Raw genomic sequence first — 24,150 nt, 5'->3', positions numbered from 1 at the left:
TCTTTGGTAATATCACAAAAGATAATACTTAGTTTGATTAGTTTACTCTCCTACTTGTTAAAAATTTCATCCTGATAATTTAAAATTATTAGGATGGATGTTGTTATATTTTTTTATTTTTGTTTTATTATTTAATTTTATAAAAATATAATTATCTTTTTATGCAACTTATAAGATAATATTAGATTTTAATGTAACTATCAAGGAAAAATATGTTTGATAAAATTCATTATTATTATTTTAATGCTAATTATGAAAAATGTTTAAACTTGAGTGAGCAATTTTTAAAAGAAAGTCCAAAATTTGCTTTAGAATTTGCTACGCTTTCTTCTTATAAACTTTCTCTTTTTCAAAAAGCTTTATATTATGCTCAAGAGCTTTTTTCTTTAAATCCTACAAGTTTTAATGGTCTTATGCTTGCTAAAAGCTATATTGAAAATTTAAGACTTGATGAAGCCTTGAATTTATTACAAACACTTTTAACTCGCAAAGATGATTTAGAGGATGAACTTAAGTTAGAATTGGCTTTTATTTATAAACTGAGCAACAAACTAGAAGAATCTGAACAAATTTTCAAAGAATTGCTTTCTAAAGATATGTATAATCTTAATCTATGGAAAAATTATGCAGAAATTTATTTTAAACATGATTTTACTAAGGCATTAAATGCACATGAACACTTGTGTCATTTTATGCAAGATTTGATTGATAAACTGCAAAAAGGAATCATTGCTGAACAAACCAATCTTAATTTAGTCAAACTCGAAGATAGGCTTCACAGTAAAACCAAAGAAAACCTTACTATTTCTAAAATAGAAGATTTTTTAACTCATCAAATTTTACCCCAAAAAGCATACTTACTTTTTAAGCTTTTTAGAATATCTGATTCTTTAGAACTTTTTCAATCACTACAAGAAACCAATCAACACCATGCACAGTTTTGGCAAAACTATGCTAAGGTCTTAGAATTTAACTCAAACTATCAAGAAGCTTATCATGCTTATAAAAAATGTCTTAGTTTGGATTCTCATGCAACCTATCAATTTGATTTGGCTTATCTTTTGATGCGTATGGGAGTGGATGATAATTTTGAAGAGGGTAAGAAGTATTATGAAAGTAGATTGTTTTATGCTCATAATGAAACTTTTTCTACTTATCATTATAATGAAAGCATAAAAGCTTTTAATAAATTTGGCATTGATGCTTTTAAAAATAAAGAAGTTTTAGTATTTTGCGAGCAAGGCTTTGGCGATACTATAATGTATGCAAGATGCTTAGAAAAACTTTGCAAAATCGCTTCAAAGGTTTTATTTGCTCCTCAAAGTGCCATGTATGAAATGTTTAAAAATCAAATCAAATTTTTAAATCAAAATGATGATATTTTTAAAAATGTAAAGGTTTTAAAAAATCTACCTACAAATTTTGATTATGCTATTCCTATTTGTTCTTTGCCTTTTTTTATTGATATTAAGCTTGATGAGATTTCACGATTAAAAACACCTATATTGCCACAGAAAAAACCGCATAATAAAAGAAAAAAACTTGGTATTTTTTATGCTACTCCTAATGCTGAAAATTCTGATTTATTAAGAAATGTAAAATTTGAATTTTTATTTGATATATTAAAAGACTTAGATTATGAAATCATTTCTTTTCAAATGCAATTAAAAGAAGAATTGCCTAAGGTAATAGAAGATAGAAGCAAGCTTATAAAAAATTGGAATGATACTCTAAATTATTTATATGATATTGACTGTATGCTTAGTATTGATAGTGCTATAGCGCATTTAAGCTTAGCTATGGATATTCCTACTATAGTTCTTTTACATCCTAGATTTGATTGGCGTTGGGGAAAATTTGAAAATCCTAAAAGTTATTTTTGGCCAAAAGCAAAATGTTTTATCATAAAAGAACAAGAAGAAACAAAAAGGAATTTGCAAAAACTGATTAAAGATATTTTAAACTAAAGCTTAGTTTAAGAGCTTTAGGTGGAAAATTTGGTTTTTGATAACATCAGCTAGCATTTTTGGCATTTGGTTTATAATATCTTGATAATTTTGCTTTGCATCTTGATCTTTTAATGTCAAATTTAATTTTGCATTTTTAGCTGAAAGAATTTTTCCATTGCTTGTAGAAATAATTTTAAAATTAACATTAGCCACACCCTCTTTACTAGTTGTGATAAAATAATTTGTAATATTTACATAAAAATCTTGCAAATTTACCACCACAACATAATCTGTAAATTTAGCATACATTTTAGCCTTGTCTTTTTCTTGTGTTAAAAAAGGACTTACATTTATAAGTTTTGCATCTTTAGGACTAAAATGTGACAAAGTTTTAGAACTTTGATAAATACCATTTGCAGCAGAATTAACCCAATTAAGCTTTAAACTTTGAATCAAATTTTTAGCAAATAATGTAGAAAACTCCTTATCACTCACTCTAAAACCATCTAAAAAATAACCAAAATTTTTCCTAAAAGTTAATACAATAGCAAAATCAATATCTTTATCTTTGGTGATTTGTGATTTTTTTTCAATCAAAGTAGAACTATCAAACAATGCTTTTTGTTGATTTAGATTTGGATTTGCAACATTTTGATTTAGATCTATTAGCTCAAAACTATCTGCGCTTTTTTCAATTTTAATAACTTTTTTCTGAGAAAAATTATTTGCCAAAAGATTAGAACTTAAAACTAAACTTAAAAACAAAATGAAACAATACCTCATTTTCATCCTTGTAAATTATTTAAATATAAAATTATACTCTTTATTTTATAAAAAATCTTGTAAAAAATTCATAGATGAAACACAAATAAAAGGACTGGATTTATAATCTAAAGGGTTATATAAAATGTATTTTTTAGAAAAATCCCCCATAAATCCTCCATTTTGATTAATCAAAAAATCTCCTGCTACAATATCCCAAATATTAAGCTTTTCAAATCTTTTATAAACTCCTGCCTTAGCCTCTAAAATAGCACAAAATTTTAATCCAGAGCCTATATTAATAGCTTCTAATTGATGCTCTTTTGCAAAGTCTTCATCTTCTTTGCTAAGATGATTAACACTCAATAAGGCTTTATATTTATTTTTCTCGTATTCTTGCTGGTCAATTTGCAAAGGTTTATCGTTTTTATAAACCTTGGTTTTTGCATGAGCATAGAATATATCACCTTTTGATGGATTTTGTATAAGCGATAAAACAGGGCGATTGTCATGAACCAAACTTATCATAACACAAAATTCATCACTGCCTTTTAAAAAACCACTTGTTCCATCAAGAGGATCGATAAGCCAAAAAGTTTTTAATTCTTCACACTCTTCTTTGCTGAGTAATTTTTCTTCTGATAGAATTTTAATATCCGTAGAACCTAAAATATCATTTAGAATTTTATTAGAAGCAAGATCTGCTGATGTAAGCGGGCTTTTATCTTCTTTTTCCCAAGTTTTAAAATTTTTTCTCTCTTCTAAAATAGCTTTAGAAGCTTGATTGCTAGCATTTATAGCAATTTCTAAAAATTTATCAAGATTAAGCATGATTATAAGACTTTCTATAAGATTTTTTAAAATTATACAAGAAGATTTTGTGGAATTTTTAATTTCCACAAAAATTTTTAATTAAATTTTACTAGTTTCACCCAAATAAAGTTGTCTTGGACGGACTATTTTAAGACTTTCTTGCTCTTTTTGTTCTATCCACTGAGCTATCCATCCTGGGGTGCGTCCTATAACAAATAAAGTAGCAAACATTTCATTTGGAATACCTAAGGCTTTTAAAATAAGTCCACTATGAAAATCAACATTCGGATATAGCCCTCTTTGAACAAAATAATCATCATTTAAAGCAATCTCTTCTATACGCGTTGCTACTTTAATAAGATTGGTATCAATACCCAACTCATCAATAAGTTGATCACGAAGTTTTTTAAGTACTTTTGCTCTAGGATCAAAATTTTTATAAACCCTATGCCCAAAGCCCATCAAACGGAAAGGATCGTTTTTATCCTTAGCCCTTTTGATGAATTCATCTACCCTATCAACACTACCTATTTGCTCAAGCATTCTAATAACACCTTCATTAGCTCCACCATGTGCATGACCCCAAAGTGCACCAATACCTGCTGCTATACAGGCATAAGGATGAGCATGAGTTGAACCCACAGAACGAACCGTTGAAGTTGAAGCATTTTGCTCATGATCTGCATGAAGCATAAAAACTGTATCAAGTGCTTTTACTTCTATAGGTTTAAGCTCTACATGATCGTAAGGATAAGTTCTTAACATATATAAGAAATTTTCTGTAAAACCACGATCTAAATTTGGATAAGCCATAGGAAAGCCATGTTTATATCTATAAGCGGTGGCGACTATAGTAGGGATTTTAGCGACTATTCTAGCTGCCATTTCCATATATTCTTCTTTTACGTTCATATTTAAATGATCAGGATAAAAAGCACTAAGCGATGAAACAGCACCTTGTAAAACTGCCATAGGATGAGCATTATCAGGGAAAGAATCAAAAAGACGATGCATACCTTCATGGATAAAAGAACGCTTTTTCATTTCATAACGAAACGCTTCAAGACGCGTAGCATCAGGTAGTTCTTTATAAAGTAAAAGATGAACCACATCTAAATAAAGTTTGTTTTCAGCAAGCCACTCTATAGGATAGCCACGGTGCATTAAAATTCCGTTTTCTCCATCAATATAAGTGATTTTTGATTTACAAGTAGCTGTAGAAGTCAAGCCCTCATCATAAGAAAACATTCCTGTTTGTTTATAAAAACTTGACATATCCACAACGCTTGGGCCAGTTGTACCATCATATATAGGAAATTCATAGCTTTTTCCATTTCTATTATCGGTTATAGTAACGGAATTTGACATTTTCGCTCCTTTTATTGTTACTTTTATTAATTCTAACAAAAAAGGGCGATTATGAGTTTTTTTATTATTAAATTTTTAAGATTTTGTTTGCTTTTTTGAGTAAAAAAGTAACTTTCATTTTTTAGAATTGGAAAGAAATTTAATCATACTCATAACAATAATAGCCTCAAACAACGCTGTTAAAATAAGTGCTGAATAAAGCTTCTCATCAATAACCTTGCCCGAATAACCCAGAGTAGCTGTTGCTATAAGCAAGGTTAAAGGCATAGAATGACTAAGACCAAATAAAATCATATTTTTAAAACCAATTCTTTTTAAAAAAACACTTGCACATAAAATTCTTAAGCCCACCATAACAAACATAAGTAAAAATGCTTGTAAAACGATTTTATAATCTAAAATCATTTTAAGATCAAAGGTTGAACCTATATGGATAAAAAAAATAGGGATCAAAAACCCGTGTCCAAAAGTAGAAAGCTTGTGCTCAAGATCTTTTTTATGATCAAAAAAAGTAGCTATAAATGAACCTGCTATAAAAGAACCAAGAACGATTTCAAGTTTTGTAATAACCATAGCAACAATGATCAGTATAAAAATCGCCATACAAAATCTTATATCTTTTTCATTTTTATCTTCCCATGGCATAAGCACAACTTTAAGCTGAGGATACCACCAAAAAAGCACACCAAGCATTTTAAACCCAAGCAAACAAAGTCCCAAAAAGATATTAAGATATAAAATACTTTGCACTACATCAATAATACCTGTTCCTTCGCGCAAAAAAGCTCCCGCTATAGTCAAAAGCACAATAGAAATCACCTCAGCTAAAGTAGCTACTATCATAGCAATATTTAGCCAATAACACTCTTTTCCAAAATCCTTAAAAAGTAAAGATAAAAGCCCTACACTCATCACAGGTATAATGATAACAAATACTAAAGAAAGTCCAAAAATCCATACTATAAAAGAAGATAAAGCATAAAGTAAAAAAATATAAAAAAAGCTTTTTTTGACAACTTCTTTATCCATATTGAAAAAAGCTCTTAAATTGACTTCCATACCCGCTATAAACATTAGATAATAAAAACCTACATTTGCTAAAAGTGCAAAATTTTCACTTTTTCCTATGAAACCAAAATACGCTATTATCGCCCCTAAAATAATTTCAGTAGCCGAAAGAGGCAAGCGTAAAATTTTTGCAATATGCGGAGAAAAAAGTAAGCATAAAGCTATAACAATAAGAATTTTTAGATCAATTAAACCTTGCGGATCAATGACACTCTGATGCAAAAGTAAATCCCATTTCTTTTAATTTTATTATATCTTGACTTGGTTCTTCACCTTTAGTGGTTAAATAATCCCCTATAACAATAGCCCCAGCACCTGCTTGAAAAATTTCATATTGTCTTTCTCGTAATACCACTTCACGCCCACCTGCTACCATTACCACGCTTTGCGGTAAAGCCTCTTTGGTATCACGCACGATTTTTAAAGCTTCATCAGCGCCAAGTCTTGGAACTTGTAGTTTTAAATTTTCATTTGCTATAAAAAAATTAATAGGCGTTGAAAAAGGCTGTAATTCTTGCAAAGATTTTCTAAAACTTAGCCTATCTTCTTCACTCTCACCCATACCATAGATTCCACCACAACAAAGCATAAGCCCTGCTTCTTTAGCGTTTAAATTGGTTTGAAATCTACTTTCCCAAGTATGCGTGGTGCAAATTTGTGGAAAAAATTCCTTAGAAGTTTCAAGATTGTGATTATAAGAAAAAATTCCTGCTTTTTTAAGTTCTTTGAGTTGCTCCACGCTTGCCATGCCATTACAGGCAATTAAAAGCAAGTTAGGCACTTCTTTTTGCACAGCCTTAGCAGCTTCGCAAACATACTCAAGCTTTTCATCATCAATCCCAAGTCCTGCTGTAACCAAACAAAAACCCAAGGCTTCATTTTTCTTTGCCATTTTTGCTTCTAAAACGATTTGTGAAAGTTCTTTACGACGATATTTTTGAATATCTGTTTTTACATGGGCACTTTGGGTACAGTATTTACAGTCTTCTGAACAATTTCCACTCGCTATATTTGAAATAGCACAAAGCATGATTTGCATTTTAATCCTTCATTTCTTTTTTGATTTTGCACTTTAAGCATTCTAAGAATGTACCTTTTTTAAGCTCTTTTATCACTAAAGTTTCGCCACACTCTTCGCATTTTTCTTCACTTGGTTTGTATTTGCTTATAAAATTGCATTTTGGATAAGCACTACAACCATAAAATTTACCGCGTTTTGAAAAGCGTTCTACGATTTCACCTTTTTGACAACTTGGACAAGTAATACCTGTACCATTGGCTTTGGCTTTTGCGGCTGTGTTTTCGCTTTCATTTTTACTTTCACTTTTTAAATTTCTTGAATACTTGCATTTTGGGAAATTTAAACACGCTACAAATTCTCCAAAACGCCCTTTTCTAATAGCAAGTTCCCCGCCACAATCAGGACAACTTTCACCTAGTTTTGTGACAGTTTTTTGACTAGCAATTTTTGTTTTTCCTTCTTCGATTTTTCTCATAAAAGGATAGTAAAATTCTTTTAAAATTTCTTGCCAATCTGCCTTATCTTCAGCGATTTCATCTAAGGTGTTTTCAAGGTTTGAAGTAAATTTACTATCTACTATATCGCTAAAATTTTTCTCAAGCACTTCGGTTACATTAAAAGCGATTTCACTAGGAATGAGTTGTTTTTTGTCTATTTTTACATAATCACGGCTTGTAAGTATAGAAATAGTTGGCGCATAAGTAGAAGGGCGACCTATACCCAAACTTTCAAGTTTTTTTACAAGGCCTGCTTCTGAATACCTTGAAGGCGGTTCGGTAAAATGTGAGCTCATTTCTAAATTTTGTATTTTTAAATTTTCACCTATTTTAAGATTTGGTAAAATTTTATCCTTATCCATATCGCCATAAACTTTATAATATCCATCAAAAAGGATTTTTCTACCGCTTATTTTAAAAACTGCTCTATCATTTTTTACAAACACATTTTGAGTTTGAGAAATAGCAGGATTCATCTGACAGGCTAAAAAGCGATTGTAAATAAGTGTGTAAAGTTTTAACTCATCTTTGTCTAAAAATTTAGCCGCAATTTCTGGGGTAAAACTTAAATTTGTAGGGCGTATAGCTTCATGGGCTTCTTGAGCACCTTTGGCCTTTGTAGTATATACATTTGCTTTGCTTGGAAGATAATCTTGGCCAAAATTTGCTTGTATGAATTTTCTTGCATTTTCTATAGCTTCTTTGGCCAAATTTAAACTATCAGTTCTCATGTAGGTAATAACCCCCATCACGCCCTCGTGAGTATTTACTCCTTCATAGAGTTTTTGAGCTATCATCATGGTTTTTTTAGGGTTAAAACCAAGGCGATTGCTAGCACTTTGCTGTAAAGTTGAAGTCATAAAAGGAGGTGGTGGAGCGATTTTTCTTTCTTTGCTTTCAATGTCACTTATAGTATAAGCTTCATTTTTGCAAGCTTCCAGTACAAGTTTGGCACGATCTTTGTTGATAATGGTAAGTTTTTCTATCTTAGCTTTGTCAAACTCAACTAGTTCTGCATCCAAATCTTTTTGAAAAATCATATCTATGCTAAAATATTCCAGTGGTACAAAGGCACGAATTTCTTTTTCACGATCGACTATGATCTTTAAAGCCGCACTTTGAACACGCCCTGCGCTAAGTCCTCTTTGAATTTTTTGCCCCAATAAGGGGCTGAGTTTATATCCTACAATGCGATCTAAAAGGCGTCTAGTTTGTTGGGCATTTACAGAGTGCATATCTAATTTTCTTGGATTTTTTAAAGCATTTTCTATAGCACTTTTAGTAATTTCATGGAAAACGATGCGTGGCAAGGTGTTTTCATCTTTTCCTATAGCTTTTGCAATATGATAAGCTATGGCTTCTCCTTCTCTATCCTCATCCGTTGCAAGATAGACTTCTTTGGCATCTTTGGCTTTGCTTTTAAGTTCTTTAACTAAGGCGCTATGATCGCTTGTGATTCTATACTCAGGGATAAATTCATCATCTTCTATTTTAATCCCAAAGCTTGATTTAGGTAAATCTCTAATATGTCCTTTAGAAGCAATCACTTCATAATCTTTTCCCAAAAAATTTCCTATGGTTTTAGCTTTTGCAGGAGATTCTACTATGATTAAATTTTTCTTCATTTTACACCCTTGTTAAATAAAAAGCTGAATTTAGCTAAAATTATTTAAAATTCTACTTATAAAATATATTTTAAAAACAAAACTATCATAACAAAATAAATAAAATATAATTTTAAGTAATTTTAAATACAAATCATAATTTTTGGAGTATAATAAAATAAAAAAGGCAAAATTATGAATGGCAAAACTTATAAATTTCATCCAAATGATACAAAAATGGATAAAAAAATAATTCAAATTACCGAAAAATCCGGATTTAAAGCAGCTGTGTTTTCTATGGCCGCTATGACTATGCTAGGAAGTGTAGTCATTTCATCTGCTCTACCTGCTATCAACAGACATTTTGAAGAACTTTTAACCCAAAGTGGTGCTACTCTTGCTTCAAGTTTCACATTAGCTCATCTTGATATACTTGTTCGCTTAGTTTTAACCATTCCTGCTATTTTTGTTGTCATTTTATCTCCATTTGCTGGTATTTTAATGGATAAATTTGGCAAATTAAAATTCATTCTTCCGGCTATGGTGGTTTGGACTATTTCTGGGGTAAGTGGCTTTTTCTTAAATGATATTTACGCTATACTGACTTCAAGAGCTATTTTTGGTATGGCAACTGCTTTTATAATGACAGGCGCTTCGGCTTTACTTGGAGATTATTATAGTCGCGGTGGCTTTAATCGCAGAGAAAATGCTTTAAGTCTTCAAGGATTTTTTTGTGCGGTAGGGGGTGCTATTTTTATTTCTATTGCGGGATTTGTTTCAAGTTATTCTTGGCGTTATCCTTTTTTGGTGTATGGACTTGGAATTTTAATTACCTTAATGGCTATCATTTATCTTTTTGAACCTAGAAAATTTAAATTCTATAATCATACAAAAATAGAAGCAAAAACAAATTATTGGCAATTTTTCCCTATCTATTTTATAGGTTTTTTTATCATGGTAGTTTATTATATTTCGCCAACTCAACTTCCTTACTATATAGAAGAACATTTAAGATTGGACCCTAAATATATAGGTATTTCGATGTCTGTATCTGCACTATGTTATGGTTTTTTCTCTCTAAGCTATAGATATATTATAAAATTCTTAAGTATTAAAACTATCTATGTTTTAACTCTTTTTATCGTATCTTGTTCTTTTTTGCTGCTTTTTTTAGTAGATAGCTTTTTCACAGTTTTAATCGCCTTAGCTTTGCTTGGAATGGGCGGAGGTATTATGCTTGTAAATAATACGGCTTATCTTTTTTCAATCTGTCCCGAAAATGCTCGCGCTAGGGCTTATGGAATTTTAGCAAGTTGTATATTTTTAGGACAATTTTTAAGTCCTATTATCTCTCAACCTATCGTTAGGCAAATGGGTCTTGTAGATGCTTTTTTAATATGGTCAATAGTAATTTTTATAGTGTGCATTGTGTTTTTATTTTTAAAGCAAAAACCTAGGATAAATTAGCAAGAAAAATCTTGCTAATTTTATTTATTACAAACCTACTGCACTTAAAGTTTGGTATTTACTCATATAAATTTGAGCTTCAATTTTTCTCATTGTATCAAGCGCTACTTGAACTACAATAAGTACAGAAGTACCGCCAAAATGAAAAGGCACACCCATAAATTTCACCAAAACCCAAGGCAAGGTTGCAACAAGCCCTAAATAAATAGAACCTGATAAAGTTAAACGAGAAGCCACTTCATTAAGATAATTTGAAGTTCCTTCACCTGGACGAATTCCAGGGATAAAACCGCCTTGCTTTTTCAAATTTTCTGCTATGTCTTTAGCGTTAAATACAATAGAAGCATAAAAATAAGCAAAGAAAATTACAAACAAGAAAGTTAAAACATGAAACAAATAACCATTTGGATTTAAAAAGTCATTAATGGCTTGTAGATAAGGATTTGTACTAGTTTGTAAAATCGTTGTTGGAAACATCAAAATCGCACTAGCAAAAATCGGTGGAATAACTCCACTAAGATTGAGTTTAATAGGAATATAATTCATAATGCGTTTGTTTTGATTTTGCATTACAACTTTACGAGAATAAGAAATAGGAATTCTTCTTTCTCCAAGTTCTACATAAATAATCACGCCTATAGTGATTAAAATCAAAGCAAAAATTGCAAAAGCGGTTAAGAAATTCATCTCACCTGAATTAATTTGTCCTACAGTTCCTGAAATCGCTCTTGGAATACCTGAAACAATACCTGCAAAAATGATTAAAGAAATACCATTTCCTATACCTCTTTGTGTAATTTGTTCGCCAAGCCACATTAAAAGCATAGTTCCTGCAAGCATAGAAATAGCACAAAGTGCGATAAACATATTTAAATCTTCCACCATTATAGCCCCTGCGCCACCACGACCATGTAAGCTTTGCAAACCTATAGCAACGCCTATACTTTGAACCAAAGTAATCACAATAGTCGCATAACGGATAATTTGCATATATTTTTGCATACTATCACGCTCTTTTTTCATCTTACCAATATTTGGAAAAGTTGCTGCAAGAAGCTCCATAATAATAGAAGCAGTAATATAAGGCATAATACCTAAAGAAATGATAGAAAAGCGTTCAGCCGCTCCACCACTAAAAACATTAAATAAACCCAAAGCATTGTTTTGATTGTTATTAAAAAATTCCGCAATCACATCAGCATTGACGCCAGGAACTGGCACATAAGCCAGAACCCTATAAGCAAACAAAAATGCTAAGGTGATTAAAATCTTATTCGTCAATGCTCTATTCATTATTTTGATCCGGTGACGCTAATATTCTCGTCTTTGATTTTTGATACTAAATCTTTTGCACTTGCACCAATTAATTTGATTTTATTCACAGATTTTGAAATTTTGTGAACACTTTTAATACTCTCAAATGTAATTTCACTAAGCTCTTTTACAGCTGTGATTTTTTCAACATTGATCACATAAGGTTTTTGAATTTTAGAAGTAAAACCTACTTTTGGTAGTCTTCTTTGAAGCGGTTGTTGACCCCCTTCAAAACCTCTTTTTTCATTATAACCTTTTCTAGCAGTTTGACCTTTACCCCCTTTAGTAGCAGTCTTACCCATGCCAGAACCTTGACCACGGCCAATTCTTTTAGTTTTATGCGTTGAACCCGCTGCTTTTGTTAAATTCATCTTCTTATCCTTTTAACATTGTTAAAGCTTTGATTGTAGCACGAACCACATTAGCTGAATTATTTGAACCCAAAGACTTGGTTAAGATGTCTTTAATACCTGCAAGTTCCACGATAGGGCGTGTAGAACCACCTGCGATAACTCCTGTACCTTCACTAGCTGGTTTAAGTAAAATTCTACTTGCATTATATTTTACCTCTACATCGTGAGCGATAGTTGAGCCTTTAGTTTTAACTTCAACGATATTTTTAAACGCATCGTCAACAGCTTTACGGATAGCATCTGGAACTTCCTTAGCCTTACCATAACCAACACCTACTAAACCTTTGCGGTTTCCAACGATAACTAAAGCAGTAAATCTAAATCTTCTACCACCTTTAACAACCTTAGTAACTCTGCCGATATCGACGATTACTTCTTCAAATTCTTCTCTATTATATTTTTCCATCGATTTACCCCTTATAGCCTAATGCCATTTTCTCTTAAAGATTCAGCCAAAACTGCAATAACACCATGATATACATAACCATTTCTATCAAAAACAGCTTGTTCTATCTTTTTAGCTTTTAAAGTTTTAGCAAATTCAGCAGCGATTTTTTTAGCGCCTTCTTTATTTGCTTTAACGCCAAGTTTGCGTCCATCAACTGCTGCTAAAGTTACAGCTTTTGCATCATCAATCGCTTGGATATATAGAGTTCTGTTCGATTTAAATACAGAAATTCTTGGAAAATTTTCACAACCTGAAATTTTCGCTCTAATTCTTTTTTTTCTTTTGATTCTTAAAGTTAGTTTTCTTTTTAATACATTTGCTCTCATATTCTACCCTTACTTCTTAGATGTCTTACCAGCTTTGCGGATAATGCGTTCATCAGAATACTTAACGCCTTTTCCTTTATATGGCTCTGGTGGTCTAAATTCACGAATTTGAGCAGCAACTTGACCTACAACTTGTTTATCACTTCCTTTAACTGCAATAGTATTTTTATCCACTACAATTTCAATTCCTTCTGGAATATCATAATTAATAGGATGAGAAAAACCAAGGCTTAGTTCTAAAACTTTACCTTTTAAAGCTGCTTTATAACCAACTCCATTGATTTCAAGAGTTTTTGAAAAACCTTGAGTTAAACCTACAACGATATTGTAAGCTAAAGCTCTGTAAGTTCCCCAATAAGCTCTACTTTGTCTATCTTCACCTTTTGGAGAAAAAAGAATATTATTATCTTTAATCTCAACATTTACATTTGCTTTAGTATCAAGTTCTTTTGCCAAATTTCCTTTTTTAAATTTAAGCAAATTTCCTTCTAATTTTACTTCTACTCCTGCTGGAATAGCAATCGGTTGTTTACCTATACGAGACATATTTTTCCTTTTTATTTGTCTAGGATATTTCTACTTTTTTAAAAGAATGGATACCCAATGCCATAAAAAGCAGATTTTTTACCAAATAGTACATAAAATTTCGCCGCCAACACCTGCTTTATAAGCTTCATCATTAGCCAAAACGCCACGACTTGTGCTAACTACAATAGTACCATAACCATTTTTAAAACGCTTGATTTCATCTTTACCTTTATAAACACGACGACCGGGCTTAGAAATTCTTTTAAGCTCATTGATAACACTCTTACCTTTTTCATCGTATTTTAAAACTACATTGATAAATTTCTTTTTATCTTCTTCAATAACGTTAAAACTCTCAATATAGCCCTTAGCTTGAAAAATTCCAACTAAAGCTTCTACAACTTTAGAATGTAAAAGCTTGGTTGTTTCAAGCTTTCTCATTCCTGCATTTCTGATACGAGTGAGTGAATCTGAAATAATATCATTTATCATATTTTATCCTTACCAACTTGCTTTCTTAAGACCTGGAATCAAACCTTCATTGCCCATTTTTCTTAAGCAAACTCTGCAAATTCCAAAATCTCTATAAACCGAATGCGGACGCCCACAAATTTGGCATCTCGTATAAGCTCTAACCTTAAATTTAGGCTTGCGTGCCGCTTTTGCAATCATTGATTTTTTAGCCATCTTACTTTCCTTTTGTAAATGGCACACCGATAAGTTCTAATAACTTTTGTGCCTGTTTGTCATTTTGTGCTGTTGTAACTACAGAAATATTCATACCATGAGTTCTTAAAATTTTATCATACTCCACTTCTGGGAACATCAACTGCTCATCAAGACCGAAGTTATAGTTTCCGCGTCCATCAAAACCATCTCTACTTAAACCTCTAAAGTCTTTCACTCTTGGCAAAGCAATAGAAATTAATTTATCAAGAAAAGCATACATATTTTCTTTTCTTAAAGTTACCATTACACCCACAGGAAAACCTTCGCGAACTTTAAATCCTGCAACTGATTTTTTAGCTTTAGTAATTACAGCCTTTTGTCCTGCAATTAAAGAAATAGTATCTGCAACATTTTGCAATACTTTTTGATCTTTAGCCAACTCACCAGCACCTACGCTGATAACTACTTTTTCGATCACAGGGATAAGCATAGGATTTTTAATATCAAATTCTTTAACCAATGCAGGTTTAATGCTTTGATTATATTTTTCTTTTAATCTCATCATCGCTTACTCCTGAACTTTTGCCACATTGGAAATATCCATTGGCATTTCTTTATTGATAAAACCACCATTTGGGTTTTTCTCACTCGGCTTAATAGCTTTTTTAGCGATTTTACATCCTTCAACTACCACTTTAAGTGTTTTTGGATATACCGCTAAAACTTTACCTGTTTTACCTTTATCATCGCCTGTGATAACCTTAACGCTATCACCTTTTTTGATTTTTAATTTAACCGCCATTATAATACCTCCGGTGCTAGTGAAACGATTTTCATAAAGCCACCATATCTAACTTCTCTGCCCACTGGCCCAAAGATACGAGTTCCGATAGGCTCTCTTTTGTTGTCAAGAATAACCGCAGCATTTTCATCAAAACGAATCAAAGAACCATTATCTCTATGAATTTCTTTTTTAGTTCTAACGATAACCGCTTTTACCACTTGACCTTTTTTAACTTTTCCATTTGGTAAAGCTTTTTTAACAGATGCAACGATTACATCACCTACGGTAGCGTATCTTCTTTTGCTACCCCCTAAAACCTTGATACACATTAATTCTTTTGCACCGCTATTATCAGCAACTGCAAGTCTTGTAAAACTTTGAATCATTACTCAACTCCTGTAGCTAATACAGATTTTAAGCGAAATGATTTTCTTTTTGAAAGTGGTCTGCATTCTACTGCAACAACAGTATCACCCACTTTAACTTCATTTCTCTCATCATGAATTAGATATTTTTTAAAGCGTTTAACAATTTTTCTATATCTTGGATGAACCACTTTTCTTTCAACCAAAACACTTGCGGTTTTTTCACCAGCGATTTTAACAACAACGCCTTGAATTTCTCTTTTAAATGCCATTTTCTCTATCCTTATCTTAAAGCGTTAATTGCTGTATTTATTCTAGCAATGTCTTTTTTTACTTGGCTAATCTCTTTTGGATTAGTAAGTTGCATTGTTTTTAGCTTTTGTTTTAAAGTGAATAAAAGCACCTTTTTTTCTTTTAGCATTGTTGCAAGCTCAGCTGCTGTTTTATCTTTAATCTCAGTATATTTCATTTTGGCTCTCTCTTGTAACAAACTTAGTTTTAAATGGAAGTTTATGCATAGCTAAAGTCAATGCTTCTCTTGCCATTTCTTCGCTTACTCCTGCCATTTCATAAATGATACGGCCTGGCTTGATATTCATTACCCACTCCTCAACAGCACCTTTACCTTTACCCATACGAGTTTCTAAAGGTTTTTTTGTCAAAGGCTTATCTGGGAAAACTCTAATCCAAGTTTTTCCTTGTCTTTTAACAAAACGAGTTAAAGCAATACGCGCTGCTTCGATTTGGCGTGAGTTAATACGTCCTGCTTCAGTTGCTTTTAATGCAAATTCACCAAAAGTAAATTCTGTTCCACGATTAGCATAACCTCTGTTACGCCCTTTCATCATTTTGCGATATTTAGTTCTTTTTGGCATTAACATGATTATTTACCCCTTCTTGTGCGTCTTGGCTTTTTAGCTGGAGCACTTTCTTCAGTTTTTTCAGGTTGCATACCTTTGTGTAATACCTCACCTTTAAAGATCCATACTTTAACCCCTATGTTTCCATAAGTAGTTCTAGCTTCTGCAAAACCATAATCGATTTTTGCTCTTAAAGTATGAAGTGGAACGCGTCCTTCAAGATACCATTCTGTTCTTGCCATTTCAGCACCGCCTAAACGACCAGAAACTGAAACTTTAATCCCTTTAGCACCTGCTTTTTGCGCGCCTTGAATTACTTTTTTCATTGCTCTTCTAAAAGCAATTCTTTTTTCAAGTTGAGTTGCAACACTTTCAGCAGCAAGTTGAGCTGAAGCTCCTGCTTTTCTTTCTTCTTTGATATTGATATTTACATCTTTACCGATTAAATCTTGCAATTCTTTTCTTAAATTATCAACATCACTACCTTTTTTACCGATGATGATACCTGGTCTTGCAGCAACTACAGTAACGCGAAGTTTTTTAGCAGTTCTTTCTACTAAAATTTGGCTAATTCCTGCGTAATAAAGTTTTCTTTTTAAGAAAGCTCTGATTTTGTAATCTTCACCGATATTTTCTACTAAATTTGCTTTAGTTGGAAACCATCTTGATTCCCAGTTTCTATTGATTCCTAGTCTTAGACCAATTGGATTAACTTTTTGTCCCATTAGCTTTCCTTTTTCACTGTTGCTTTTTTAGTGCTTGTTGTTTTTTTAGCTGGAGCTTTTGTTGTAGTAGTTTTTTTAGCTACTGTTTTTTTCTCTTCAGCTTTCACTTCTGCTTTTGCCACTTCTACTAAAATATGTGAAGTTGGTTTTCTAATACGACTTGCACTTCCTCTAGCTCTTGGTCTAAATCTTTTTAACACCGCAGCTGCATCCACGCGACAACTTTTTACAATCACTTCGTTTGCTTCAAAGCCACCATTTGCTACTGCACTTGAAATTGCGTTTGCGATATATTTTGCACCTTTATTTGGCATAAATTTTAAACTAGCCATAGCTAATTCTGCATTCATCCCCTGAACTTCCCTAGCAATCAATCTTGCTTTAGTTGGAGATAATCTTATGAATTTAATTAATGCTTTACTCATATCTTATCCCTTACTTACCAATTTTCTTTTGCACAGAGCCTTTATGCCCTTTAAATGTGCGTGTTGGAGCAAATTCACCAAGCTTATAACCGATATGATTTTCAGTAATATAAACTGGAATAAAGCTTTTACCATTATGAACATTAAATGTAAGTCCTATCATATCAGGAGTAATTGTGCTTCTTCTTGACCAAGTTTTAATTGGTTTATTATCATTAGCCTTTTTAGCAGCGATGACTTTTTTCATTACATGATCATCAACAAAAGGACCTTTTTTTAGTGATCTAGCCATCTTACTTTCCTTTTCTTCTTGAAATTATTAGCTTATCGCTAGCTTTTTTACGACGAGTTTTCGCACCTTTAGTTGGTTTACCCCATGGAGTTACTGGATGACGGCCTGAATTTTTCTTACCTTCACCCCCACCGTGCGGGTGATCTACTGGGTTCATAGCAGAACCACGAGTTTGTGGACGGATACCTCTATGGCGATTTCTACCTGCTTTACCGATAGTTACATTAGCCCATTCTTCATTTCCAACTTCGCCGATACTTGCCATACATTCAGCTAAAACTTGTCTCATTTCGCCACTTGCAAGTCTTAAGATAACATATTTTTCTTCTTTACCCATAAGTTGCGCATAAGCACCTGCAGAACGGATCATTTGACCGCCTTTACCTGGTTTTAACTCAACATTATGAACAATAGTACCCACAGGAATGTTTTTAAGCTTCATTGCATTACCTGGTTTAATATCAAGTCCGCTTTCAGCAGCTGCAACGATATCTCCAACACTTAATCCACGTGGTTGAAGAATATATCTTTTTTCCCCATCTTTATAAGCAATCAAAGCAATTCTACAATTTCTGTATGGATCATACTCGATCGCTTCTACTTTGCCTTCTATACCGAATTTACGACGTTTAAAATCAATAATTCTGTAAAGTTTTTTAGCACCCGCTTCTTTATGACGACTTGTAATTCTTCCATAGCTGTTGCGACCTGCGTGTGCTGGAAGTTTAACAAGTAGTGAGCGTACACTTGGTTTAGCTGTAATATCTTCAGAGCTTAAACCTGTGATATATCTTCTACTTGGAGTATATGGTTTATAAGTTTTAATTGCCATCTTAAGCCTCCGTATTTTCTAAGCTAACACCTTCAGGTAGCTTAACATAGAATTTTTTGTAATCGTTTCTTTGACCTAAACGACCTCTAAAACGCTTAACTTTTCCATCCATTCTTAATGAATTGATGCTTTTTGGAGTTACACCAAAATACTCTTTTAAAACCGCTTTTAAGCCTGTTTTAGTCATCTTTGGTGAAGTTTGAATAACTACGACACCTTGCTCTTGCAAATTCAAACTTTTTTCTGTGTAAAGTATAGTCTTTATATCAGTAATATCTGCCATAATTATCCCTCTTTTGTAATAGATTCTAACGCTGATTTTTCTATGATAACAGCATTAAATACAGATACTAAATAAGCATTTACTTCAGTTACATCAACTACATAGCAATTTGCTAAATTTCTGTAAGCTAAAAGTGTTTTTTCATCTAGTAAATCTTTAACGATTAAAGCATCTTTGACGCCAAGTTTTTTAATCACAGCGTTTGCATCTTTTGTTTTACCACTTTCAATAGCCAAAGAATCAGCAGTAAATAACGTACCTTTAGCTGCTTTATCTGCTAAAGCTCTTTCAAGCGCCAATCTTTTTTGTTTTTTATTTACTTTTTGAAAGTAGTTTCTTTCATTTGTTGGACCAAAAGCAACCGCACCGCCTACCCAAACGTTAGTTCTTGTTGAACCCGCTCTAGCACCGCCACGACCTTTTTGTCTCCAAGGTTTTTTACCACCACCGCTTACATCACTTCTACCTTTAGTATGAGCTGTATTTGCTCTTAAACTTGCAAGGTAAGATTTTACATATAAGTAAAGATTGTGTGGATTTACTTCCGCATATTTTGAAGGTAAATCAAGTTCACCTGCTTTTTCTAATTTATCATTTAAAACAACTACTTTACTCATTTTGCAATCCTTATTTTACCCATAGCACCATTATAACCTGGTACTGCACCCTTAACTACTAAAATTTTGTTTTCAGAATCATAAGATACAACTTCGTTTTTAACGGTTACTTTAGTATTTCCATAGTGTCCTGCCATTTTCATACCTGGTTGAACACGACCTGGCCATTCTCTATTACCAATAGATCCGTGGCGTCTATGAAATCTCGAACCGTGACTTGCTGGACCCCCTGCAAAGTTATGTCTTTTCATAACACCGCTATAACCTCTACCTTTGGTGTTAAAGCTTACTTTTAAAATTTTTGCTTCATTTAATGGAGTTTCATCTAAATCTCCTGCTTCAGTATTTGCTACTTCTAAAGTCGCAAATCTATTGTATTCTGCAGAAAGATTATACTTTTTTTGTTGTCCTGCGACACATTTATTACTTGCTTTACCTTTTGGATATGCTACTAAAGCCTTTCCGCCTTCAACTTCACATACTTTTGCATTTACAACTCTTAGTAAAGTTACAGCGATACTTGGATTAGTAATTGTTCTGCTCATTCCGATTTTTTCTACAATATATTCCATATCTTATCCTTACTTACCCATAGCTCTTACTTCAACGCTTACTTCTGGCGCTAAATCAAGCTTAGTTAAAGAATCAACTGTATCTGGAGTCGCTGCTACTATATCTAGCATACGCGCGTGAATTCTTATCTCAAACTGCTCACGAGAATCTTTGTTAATGTGTGGAGATTTTAAAACTGTATAGCGTTTGATTTTAGTAGGCATTGGTATCGGACCTCTGATATCCGCACCTGTTCTTTTAACAGCTTCTACGATTGCTGCAACTGTTCTGTCTAGTACTCGATGGTCATAAGCTTTTAGCTTAAGCCTAATTCTTTCCATAATATTTCCTTTAAAAAGAACTCGTTAGTTAAAAACTAACCAATTTATAAAAATTGAAATGAGAGTATATAAAATCTTGTTTTCAAAGTCAAGGAATTTGATGAAATTTTTCTATTATTTTCCTTTTAAAAAGGATAATAATAATAGAATTTTTAGAATTTAAAAATTATCATTATTTTTTAAATTTTTGTATATAATGATCAATATCTTATTTCATTAAATTTCAAAAAATCTCTTAATTTTTCATATTCGCCATTTTCTAAATAACGGTGTTTTCCCGCCTTTAACATACCAAGATCTAAAGCCCCAAAAGCAACACGCTTAAGATCCATAACCTCAAGATCAAAATGTCCAAAAAAGCGTCTAAGCTCTCTATTTTTACCTTCATTTATAACCACTCTAAGCTTAGTATAGCCTCCACTTGATCCAAAAATTTCAAAGTCTATAAAAGGAGCAAAACTCATAGAGGTAATTTTAGTTTTTGCATGCGCGCCTTTTTTTTCATTTTTAATCTCAAGTCCATTTTGCATGGCTTCGATGACTTGTTTGCTCACCGTGCCTTTAACTTTAAGGTAGTATTCTCTTTCTAAATCGCTATGCATTAAAGCATCGGCAATCACAGGAGAATCTGTAAGCAAAAGTAAGCCTTCACTTGCATAATCCAGCCTGCCTACGCTAAGCCAAGTACTAAATTGTCTTGGCAAGGTATCATATATAGTTTTTCTTCCACGATCGTCTTTTTTACTGACAATTTCACCTTTTTGTTTATGGTAGATTATCACGCTAAATTGCGTTCTTTTTTGTACTCTTTTACCTTTAACAAAAACTTTATCATCAAATTTAACTTCATCGCTTAAAAGGGCAATTTTGTTGTTTATTTTTACTAAGCCTTGTTTGATAAGTTCATCGGCTTCACGGCGTGAATAGCGGGTGTTATGGGATATAAATTTATTAATTCTCATTTGATCTTCCTTAAAAAGGGCGTTTTTGCCCTTTTTTACATTACAAAAATAGTTGGAACTATGGTTGGGTATTTTTTAATCTTTCTAAAGATGTGTTTTCTTAAAACTTGGCGGATTTGATTTTCTAAAAATCTTGGATCATTGAGTACTTCATCTTTAACATTGATGAAAAATTGTCCTAAAACTTCAGCCATATCTTTGCTAAAAGCATGATCGTGTTTGTCAGCTACTAGCCCATAGCTAAATACTCTTGGTTTGTTGATCAGTGTTTTTGTAGCTTTGTCAATTTGTGCGATAATAACTACTATACCACTATCTGCAAGTTTTTGGCGATCTATAACTACATCATCGGCGATTTGTTTGTTGATTTGATTATCTACAAAAACTTTACCTGTTTTTACGGTTTTTATGCGTTTGACATATTTTTGGCAAAGTTCTACTTGATCGCCATCACTCATAAGATAAATATTTCTTTCAGGGATACCGCACTTCATTGCTGTTTCTTTGTGTTTGGTGATATGGTTGTATTCCCCATGAACCGGTAAGAAAAATTTAGGTTTAGTAAGAGTTAGCATAAGCTTTTGCTCTTCTATACTAGCGTGTCCGCTTACATGAATTTCACTAAATTCTTGATACGCTACTTTAGCTCCTGCTTTTAAAAGATAGTCAAGCACTGCAGAAACGCTTGCTTCATTTCCTGGTATAGCTTTAGCTGAAATGATTACTTGATCTGTAGGTTTGATTTTTATAAATTTATGCTCATCTGTTGCCATTCTATAAAGCGCACTCATAGTTTCACCTTGACTTCCTGTAGTTACGATAAGCACTTCATTGTCTTTGTATTTGCTTACTTCATCAGCATCGATGAAAATTTTTCTATCAAGTTTGATATAGCCTAATTCCATAGTAGTATAAAGATTTCTTTCCATAGAACGACCGATCACACAAACTTTTCTACCGTATTTTAAACCATAAGTGATAGCTTGATAAACGCGGTGGATATTAGAACTAAAAGTACTCATGATCACCCTGCCTTTGGTACGTGCAAAGATTTGATCAAAAGTTGGCCCTACGGAGCTTTCACTTTTTGTATAACCTTCTTTGTACGAATTTGTACTATCGCTTAAAAGACATAAAACCCCTTCTTCTCCATAATGTGCCAAACGCCCTAAGTCTGTTGGATAGCCATCGATTGGAGTTTGATCAATTTTAAAATCACCTGTGTGGATAATCGTTCCTGCTTTTGTTTTGATCGCAAGTGCTGAAGCATCAATGATAGAATGCGTGATGTGGATCCACTCTATATCAAATTCACCTATTTCATAAACTTTACGTTTTTCTACAGGACGAAACCATTTGCGTTCTGCTTTTAAGCCATGTTCTTCAAATTTGTTTGAAATCATTCCTAAAGCCAAAGGTGTAGCGTAGATAGGAAATTGAAATTCTTTAAAGAAATAAGGCACCGCACCGATATGATCTTCGTGTGCATGAGTGATCACTATACCGCGAATTTTATCTTTAATTTTTCTTACATAGTCAAAATCAGGGATGATAATATCTACCCCATGCATAGTTCCATCAGGAAAACTCATACCTATATCTACTATAATTGCGTCTTTATTGGTTTCAAAAACACTGATATTTCCACCAATTTCCCCTAAGCCTCCTAAAGGAGTGATGCGGATTTTATGTTCGCTAGAATTATTATATTTTAAGGGGTGTAAGCGGTTTTCATGTGAAACACGGTTAGCTTCTATACATTCTGCAAGAGCGATTTGCCAATCTTCATTGCCTGTGAGTTTTGAAGGAAGATTGCGATTTTTTTTCTTTTTTTTCTCAGTTTTATTCTCTGAGTTTTCAGAAATTTCCTTGTTAGAATTTTGATCGATTTTTGAAGTATCGTTTTCATTTTGCAAAGAATCGGCTAATTTTTTTCTGCGATTTTTATATTTATAGCGTTTATTGTTTTTTGAATTTGAGTTCGGATTTTGTTCGTTTTTATTTATCTCTTTGTTTTCGTCCATATTCATCCTTTAATTTGTCATAAATTTTAAGGTATGAATCAACGCAAATTTCATGTGGTCTGATGTTTTCTTTTAAGCCAAGAGTGCTTAAAACTTCTAAAACTTTTGCTTTGTATGTTTTTAAATTTCCTAAGAGTTGTTTTCTAGGAGCTTTAAAACAGTCTTTTAGAAAATTTTTGAAATTTTCTATTTCGCAAAGTTCATCAAAATCCTTAGTTTTAATTAAACTCATCACCGCTGACATAACTTTTGGCGGTGGATTAAAACATTGTGGATCAACATCAAAAAGTATTTTTCTTTTGCAAATCATTGCACTTAAAACACCTAAGGAAGAAAACTCACTATTTCCTTCTTTAGCGCAGAATTTTTCAGCCATTTCTTTTTGCACCATTACAATAAGCCCTAGACAATTTTTATCTTCTAAAGCTTTTAATATAATGTGACTTGCAACATAATAAGGCAAATTTGCAACCAAAAAATATGCTTTTTCATCAAGACTAGGATTAAAAGCTTCGCTTGCGTCTTGATGAATCAAGTTAAATTTTCCACATTCAAGTTCTTTATGAAATTTCTTTTTTAAAATAGGTATGAGATCATTATCGATTTCATAAGCTTTTACTTGAGAAATTTTTAAAAGTTCTTGCGTTAAATCACCTAAGCCAGGCCCAATCTCGATGATATTGTTCATCTCTTTGGGTATGGCTTGGATGATTTTTACTAATACGCTTTTATTGATTAAAAAATTTTGTCCGTATTGTTTTTTTGCTTTAACCATAAGAAATAATTTTATCTAAAAATTCTTAATTAAGTCTTTTTAGGTAGAATTATTTTTGTAAAATTT

The 24,150-nt window shown here is 32.5% G+C and carries 32 protein-coding genes; 2 read left to right on the top strand and 30 right to left on the bottom strand.

Features of this window, described 5'->3' with window-relative positions:
* The first annotated feature begins 212 nt into the window (after window positions 1-212).
* Window positions 213-1,967 carry a hypothetical protein gene (locus tag AJ886_RS06820; protein ID WP_070287131.1) on the top strand — a complete coding sequence of 585 codons (1,755 nt, stop codon included), beginning with the start codon at window positions 213-215 and terminating at the stop codon, window positions 1,965-1,967.
* A gap of 3 nt (window positions 1,968-1,970) precedes the next feature.
* Here AJ886_RS06820 and AJ886_RS06815 read toward each other — a convergent pair whose 3' ends face one another.
* From AJ886_RS06815 to topA, 6 genes are all read right to left on the bottom strand, one after another.
* Window positions 1,971-2,738, bottom strand: a complete 768-nt coding sequence (locus AJ886_RS06815) for a hypothetical protein (RefSeq protein ID WP_083267249.1) — start codon at window positions 2,736-2,738, stop codon at window positions 1,971-1,973.
* Between the two features lie 39 nt (window positions 2,739-2,777).
* Window positions 2,778-3,542: a 3'(2'),5'-bisphosphate nucleotidase CysQ gene (locus AJ886_RS06810; protein ID WP_070287438.1), complete on the bottom strand. Its 765-nt coding sequence runs from the start codon at window positions 3,540-3,542 to the stop codon at window positions 2,778-2,780.
* Window positions 3,543-3,623: 81 nt separating this feature from the next.
* Window positions 3,624-4,892: a citrate synthase gene (locus AJ886_RS06805; RefSeq protein ID WP_052949469.1), complete on the bottom strand. Its 1,269-nt coding sequence runs from the start codon at window positions 4,890-4,892 to the stop codon at window positions 3,624-3,626.
* Between the two features lie 114 nt (window positions 4,893-5,006).
* On the bottom strand, window positions 5,007-6,182 hold the full coding sequence (locus AJ886_RS06800; protein WP_070287436.1) for a cation:proton antiporter: 1,176 nt from the start codon (window positions 6,180-6,182) through the stop codon (window positions 5,007-5,009).
* Window positions 6,163-6,999, bottom strand: coding sequence for a biotin synthase (locus AJ886_RS06795; protein ID WP_070210588.1), 837 nt, complete (start codon window positions 6,997-6,999; stop codon window positions 6,163-6,165). Before AJ886_RS06795 ends, AJ886_RS06800 begins: the two co-directional genes overlap by 20 nt.
* A gap of 1 nt (window position 7,000) precedes the next feature.
* A complete protein-coding gene (gene topA / locus AJ886_RS06790) occupies window positions 7,001-9,103 on the bottom strand; it encodes a type I DNA topoisomerase (RefSeq protein ID WP_070243352.1) in 2,103 nt (700 codons plus the stop codon).
* Between the two features lie 174 nt (window positions 9,104-9,277).
* Between topA and AJ886_RS06785 the strand changes: the two genes are divergently transcribed.
* Window positions 9,278-10,549, top strand: coding sequence for an MFS transporter (locus AJ886_RS06785; protein ID WP_070210590.1), 1,272 nt, complete (start codon window positions 9,278-9,280; stop codon window positions 10,547-10,549).
* A gap of 27 nt (window positions 10,550-10,576) precedes the next feature.
* Here AJ886_RS06785 and secY read toward each other — a convergent pair whose 3' ends face one another.
* The 24 genes from secY to rsmA form a co-directional block, all read right to left on the bottom strand.
* Entirely contained in the window at window positions 10,577-11,842 is a 1,266-nt protein-coding gene (secY, locus tag AJ886_RS06780; RefSeq protein ID WP_002860827.1) for a preprotein translocase subunit SecY, read from the bottom strand.
* Window positions 11,842-12,234: a 50S ribosomal protein L15 gene (gene rplO / locus AJ886_RS06775; protein WP_002851292.1), complete on the bottom strand. Its 393-nt coding sequence runs from the start codon at window positions 12,232-12,234 to the stop codon at window positions 11,842-11,844. The genes secY and rplO overlap by 1 nt, the downstream gene beginning before the upstream one ends.
* A 4-nt stretch (window positions 12,235-12,238) precedes the next feature.
* A complete protein-coding gene (gene rpsE / locus AJ886_RS06770; protein WP_002779428.1) occupies window positions 12,239-12,682 on the bottom strand; it encodes a 30S ribosomal protein S5 in 444 nt (147 codons plus the stop codon).
* 11 nt (window positions 12,683-12,693) lie between these two features.
* Window positions 12,694-13,050 carry a 50S ribosomal protein L18 gene (gene rplR / locus AJ886_RS06765; RefSeq protein WP_002860829.1) on the bottom strand — a complete coding sequence of 119 codons (357 nt, stop codon included), beginning with the start codon at window positions 13,048-13,050 and terminating at the stop codon, window positions 12,694-12,696.
* 9 nt (window positions 13,051-13,059) lie between these two features.
* Window positions 13,060-13,596 carry a 50S ribosomal protein L6 gene (gene rplF, locus AJ886_RS06760; RefSeq protein WP_002851302.1) on the bottom strand — a complete coding sequence of 179 codons (537 nt, stop codon included), beginning with the start codon at window positions 13,594-13,596 and terminating at the stop codon, window positions 13,060-13,062.
* Between the two features lie 78 nt (window positions 13,597-13,674).
* Window positions 13,675-14,070: a 30S ribosomal protein S8 gene (gene rpsH, locus AJ886_RS06755; protein WP_002860830.1), complete on the bottom strand. Its 396-nt coding sequence runs from the start codon at window positions 14,068-14,070 to the stop codon at window positions 13,675-13,677.
* Window positions 14,071-14,079: 9 nt separating this feature from the next.
* Entirely contained in the window at window positions 14,080-14,265 is a 186-nt protein-coding gene (locus tag AJ886_RS06750) for a type Z 30S ribosomal protein S14 (protein WP_002851478.1), read from the bottom strand.
* Window position 14,266: 1 nt separating this feature from the next.
* On the bottom strand, window positions 14,267-14,812 hold the full coding sequence (gene rplE, locus AJ886_RS06745) for a 50S ribosomal protein L5 (protein WP_070283720.1): 546 nt from the start codon (window positions 14,810-14,812) through the stop codon (window positions 14,267-14,269).
* A 3-nt stretch (window positions 14,813-14,815) separates the two neighbouring features.
* Window positions 14,816-15,049, bottom strand: coding sequence for a 50S ribosomal protein L24 (rplX, locus tag AJ886_RS06740; RefSeq protein ID WP_002779437.1), 234 nt, complete (start codon window positions 15,047-15,049; stop codon window positions 14,816-14,818).
* Window positions 15,049-15,417, bottom strand: coding sequence for a 50S ribosomal protein L14 (gene rplN / locus AJ886_RS06735; protein ID WP_002779438.1), 369 nt, complete (start codon window positions 15,415-15,417; stop codon window positions 15,049-15,051). The genes rplX and rplN overlap by 1 nt, the downstream gene beginning before the upstream one ends.
* Complete coding sequence (gene rpsQ / locus AJ886_RS06730; protein ID WP_002851549.1) at window positions 15,417-15,668, bottom strand: 30S ribosomal protein S17; 252 nt, start codon at window positions 15,666-15,668, stop codon at window positions 15,417-15,419. The genes rplN and rpsQ overlap by 1 nt, the downstream gene beginning before the upstream one ends.
* An 11-nt stretch (window positions 15,669-15,679) precedes the next feature.
* Window positions 15,680-15,865 (bottom strand): 50S ribosomal protein L29, encoded by a 186-nt coding sequence (gene rpmC, locus AJ886_RS06725; RefSeq protein WP_002851566.1) that lies wholly within the window; start codon window positions 15,863-15,865, stop codon window positions 15,680-15,682.
* A complete protein-coding gene (rplP, locus tag AJ886_RS06720; protein ID WP_002779441.1) occupies window positions 15,852-16,277 on the bottom strand; it encodes a 50S ribosomal protein L16 in 426 nt (141 codons plus the stop codon). Before rplP ends, rpmC begins: the two co-directional genes overlap by 14 nt.
* Before the next feature lie 2 nt (window positions 16,278-16,279).
* Window positions 16,280-16,981: a 30S ribosomal protein S3 gene (rpsC, locus tag AJ886_RS06715; RefSeq protein ID WP_002851138.1), complete on the bottom strand. Its 702-nt coding sequence runs from the start codon at window positions 16,979-16,981 to the stop codon at window positions 16,280-16,282.
* Entirely contained in the window at window positions 16,981-17,406 is a 426-nt protein-coding gene (gene rplV, locus AJ886_RS06710) for a 50S ribosomal protein L22 (protein ID WP_044778597.1), read from the bottom strand. Before rplV ends, rpsC begins: the two co-directional genes overlap by 1 nt.
* Window positions 17,407-17,416: 10 nt before the next feature.
* Window positions 17,417-17,698, bottom strand: a complete 282-nt coding sequence (gene rpsS, locus AJ886_RS06705; protein WP_002851509.1) for a 30S ribosomal protein S19 — start codon at window positions 17,696-17,698, stop codon at window positions 17,417-17,419.
* Between the two features lies 1 nt (window position 17,699).
* Complete coding sequence (gene rplB, locus AJ886_RS06700) at window positions 17,700-18,530, bottom strand: 50S ribosomal protein L2 (RefSeq protein ID WP_002825501.1); 831 nt, start codon at window positions 18,528-18,530, stop codon at window positions 17,700-17,702.
* Window position 18,531: 1 nt separating this feature from the next.
* Window positions 18,532-18,813: a 50S ribosomal protein L23 gene (locus tag AJ886_RS06695; protein WP_002856384.1), complete on the bottom strand. Its 282-nt coding sequence runs from the start codon at window positions 18,811-18,813 to the stop codon at window positions 18,532-18,534.
* A 2-nt stretch (window positions 18,814-18,815) separates the two neighbouring features.
* Window positions 18,816-19,430: a 50S ribosomal protein L4 gene (gene rplD / locus AJ886_RS06690; protein ID WP_070240243.1), complete on the bottom strand. Its 615-nt coding sequence runs from the start codon at window positions 19,428-19,430 to the stop codon at window positions 18,816-18,818.
* Window positions 19,427-20,002, bottom strand: coding sequence for a 50S ribosomal protein L3 (gene rplC / locus AJ886_RS06685; RefSeq protein ID WP_070240244.1), 576 nt, complete (start codon window positions 20,000-20,002; stop codon window positions 19,427-19,429). Before rplC ends, rplD begins: the two co-directional genes overlap by 4 nt.
* 9 nt (window positions 20,003-20,011) lie before the next feature.
* Window positions 20,012-20,323: a 30S ribosomal protein S10 gene (gene rpsJ, locus AJ886_RS06680; RefSeq protein WP_002779353.1), complete on the bottom strand. Its 312-nt coding sequence runs from the start codon at window positions 20,321-20,323 to the stop codon at window positions 20,012-20,014.
* 200 nt (window positions 20,324-20,523) lie between these two features.
* Window positions 20,524-21,285, bottom strand: coding sequence for a pseudouridine synthase (locus AJ886_RS06675; RefSeq protein WP_002853086.1), 762 nt, complete (start codon window positions 21,283-21,285; stop codon window positions 20,524-20,526).
* Window positions 21,286-21,320: 35 nt separating this feature from the next.
* Window positions 21,321-23,315 (bottom strand): ribonuclease J, encoded by a 1,995-nt coding sequence (locus tag AJ886_RS06670; protein ID WP_083267248.1) that lies wholly within the window; start codon window positions 23,313-23,315, stop codon window positions 21,321-21,323.
* The gene (gene rsmA / locus AJ886_RS06665; RefSeq protein WP_070283722.1) at window positions 23,284-24,084 is read right to left on the bottom strand and encodes a 16S rRNA (adenine(1518)-N(6)/adenine(1519)-N(6))-dimethyltransferase RsmA; all 801 of its coding nucleotides are present in this window, start codon (window positions 24,082-24,084) and stop codon (window positions 23,284-23,286) included. The genes AJ886_RS06670 and rsmA overlap by 32 nt, the downstream gene beginning before the upstream one ends.
* Window positions 24,085-24,150 lie beyond the last annotated feature (66 nt).

The sequence above is a fragment of the Campylobacter sp. BCW_6465 genome (genome assembly GCF_001762815.1).
Taxonomy (GTDB): domain Bacteria; phylum Campylobacterota; class Campylobacteria; order Campylobacterales; family Campylobacteraceae; genus Campylobacter_D; species Campylobacter_D jejuni.
Note: the sequence above shows the minus strand (reverse complement) of the source record. Positions and strands in the feature narration are given on the sequence as shown.

Bases quoted from the DNA above. Each gene is read 5' to 3' on its own strand.
- rplE (WP_070283720.1), bottom strand. From the start codon at position 14,812: ATGATGAGATTAAAAGAAAAATATAATCAAAGCATTAAACCTGCATTG.
- rplX (WP_002779437.1), bottom strand. From the start codon at position 15,049: ATGGCGGTTAAATTAAAAATCAAAAAAGGTGATAGCGTTAAGGTTATC.
- rpsH (WP_002860830.1), bottom strand. From the start codon at position 14,070: ATGATAAATGATATTATTTCAGATTCACTCACTCGTATCAGAAATGCA.
- AJ886_RS06815 (WP_083267249.1), bottom strand. From the start codon at position 2,738: ATGAAAATGAGGTATTGTTTCATTTTGTTTTTAAGTTTAGTTTTAAGT.
- rpsQ (WP_002851549.1), bottom strand. From the start codon at position 15,668: ATGGCATTTAAAAGAGAAATTCAAGGCGTTGTTGTTAAAATCGCTGGT.
- AJ886_RS06750 (WP_002851478.1), bottom strand. From the start codon at position 14,265: ATGGCTAAAAAATCAATGATTGCAAAAGCGGCACGCAAGCCTAAATTT.
- AJ886_RS06820 (WP_070287131.1), top strand. From the start codon at position 213: ATGTTTGATAAAATTCATTATTATTATTTTAATGCTAATTATGAAAAA.
- rpsS (WP_002851509.1), bottom strand. From the start codon at position 17,698: ATGGCTAGATCACTAAAAAAAGGTCCTTTTGTTGATGATCATGTAATG.
- rplV (WP_044778597.1), bottom strand. From the start codon at position 17,406: ATGAGTAAAGCATTAATTAAATTCATAAGATTATCTCCAACTAAAGCA.
- AJ886_RS06675 (WP_002853086.1), bottom strand. From the start codon at position 21,285: ATGAGAATTAATAAATTTATATCCCATAACACCCGCTATTCACGCCGT.
- AJ886_RS06805 (WP_052949469.1), bottom strand. From the start codon at position 4,892: ATGTCAAATTCCGTTACTATAACCGATAATAGAAATGGAAAAAGCTAT.
- AJ886_RS06795 (WP_070210588.1), bottom strand. From the start codon at position 6,999: ATGCAAATCATGCTTTGTGCTATTTCAAATATAGCGAGTGGAAATTGT.
- rplO (WP_002851292.1), bottom strand. From the start codon at position 12,234: ATGAATTTAACAAAAGCAGCGGGTTCAACGCATAAAACTAAAAGAATT.
- rplD (WP_070240243.1), bottom strand. From the start codon at position 19,430: ATGAGTAAAGTAGTTGTTTTAAATGATAAATTAGAAAAAGCAGGTGAA.
- rpmC (WP_002851566.1), bottom strand. From the start codon at position 15,865: ATGAAATATACTGAGATTAAAGATAAAACAGCAGCTGAGCTTGCAACA.
- rpsE (WP_002779428.1), bottom strand. From the start codon at position 12,682: ATGGAAAAATATAATAGAGAAGAATTTGAAGAAGTAATCGTCGATATC.
- rpsJ (WP_002779353.1), bottom strand. From the start codon at position 20,323: ATGGAAAGAATTAGGCTTAAGCTAAAAGCTTATGACCATCGAGTACTA.
- rplP (WP_002779441.1), bottom strand. From the start codon at position 16,277: ATGTTAATGCCAAAAAGAACTAAATATCGCAAAATGATGAAAGGGCGT.
- topA (WP_070243352.1), bottom strand. From the start codon at position 9,103: ATGAAGAAAAATTTAATCATAGTAGAATCTCCTGCAAAAGCTAAAACC.
- AJ886_RS06810 (WP_070287438.1), bottom strand. From the start codon at position 3,542: ATGCTTAATCTTGATAAATTTTTAGAAATTGCTATAAATGCTAGCAAT.
- secY (WP_002860827.1), bottom strand. From the start codon at position 11,842: ATGAATAGAGCATTGACGAATAAGATTTTAATCACCTTAGCATTTTTG.
- rpsC (WP_002851138.1), bottom strand. From the start codon at position 16,981: ATGGGACAAAAAGTTAATCCAATTGGTCTAAGACTAGGAATCAATAGA.
- AJ886_RS06670 (WP_083267248.1), bottom strand. From the start codon at position 23,315: ATGAATATGGACGAAAACAAAGAGATAAATAAAAACGAACAAAATCCG.
- rplR (WP_002860829.1), bottom strand. From the start codon at position 13,050: ATGAGAGCAAATGTATTAAAAAGAAAACTAACTTTAAGAATCAAAAGA.
- rplB (WP_002825501.1), bottom strand. From the start codon at position 18,530: ATGGCAATTAAAACTTATAAACCATATACTCCAAGTAGAAGATATATC.
- rsmA (WP_070283722.1), bottom strand. From the start codon at position 24,084: ATGGTTAAAGCAAAAAAACAATACGGACAAAATTTTTTAATCAATAAA.
- rplN (WP_002779438.1), bottom strand. From the start codon at position 15,417: ATGATTCAAAGTTTTACAAGACTTGCAGTTGCTGATAATAGCGGTGCA.
- rplF (WP_002851302.1), bottom strand. From the start codon at position 13,596: ATGTCTCGTATAGGTAAACAACCGATTGCTATTCCAGCAGGAGTAGAA.
- AJ886_RS06785 (WP_070210590.1), top strand. From the start codon at position 9,278: ATGAATGGCAAAACTTATAAATTTCATCCAAATGATACAAAAATGGAT.
- rplC (WP_070240244.1), bottom strand. From the start codon at position 20,002: ATGGAATATATTGTAGAAAAAATCGGAATGAGCAGAACAATTACTAAT.
- AJ886_RS06695 (WP_002856384.1), bottom strand. From the start codon at position 18,813: ATGGCAGATATTACTGATATAAAGACTATACTTTACACAGAAAAAAGT.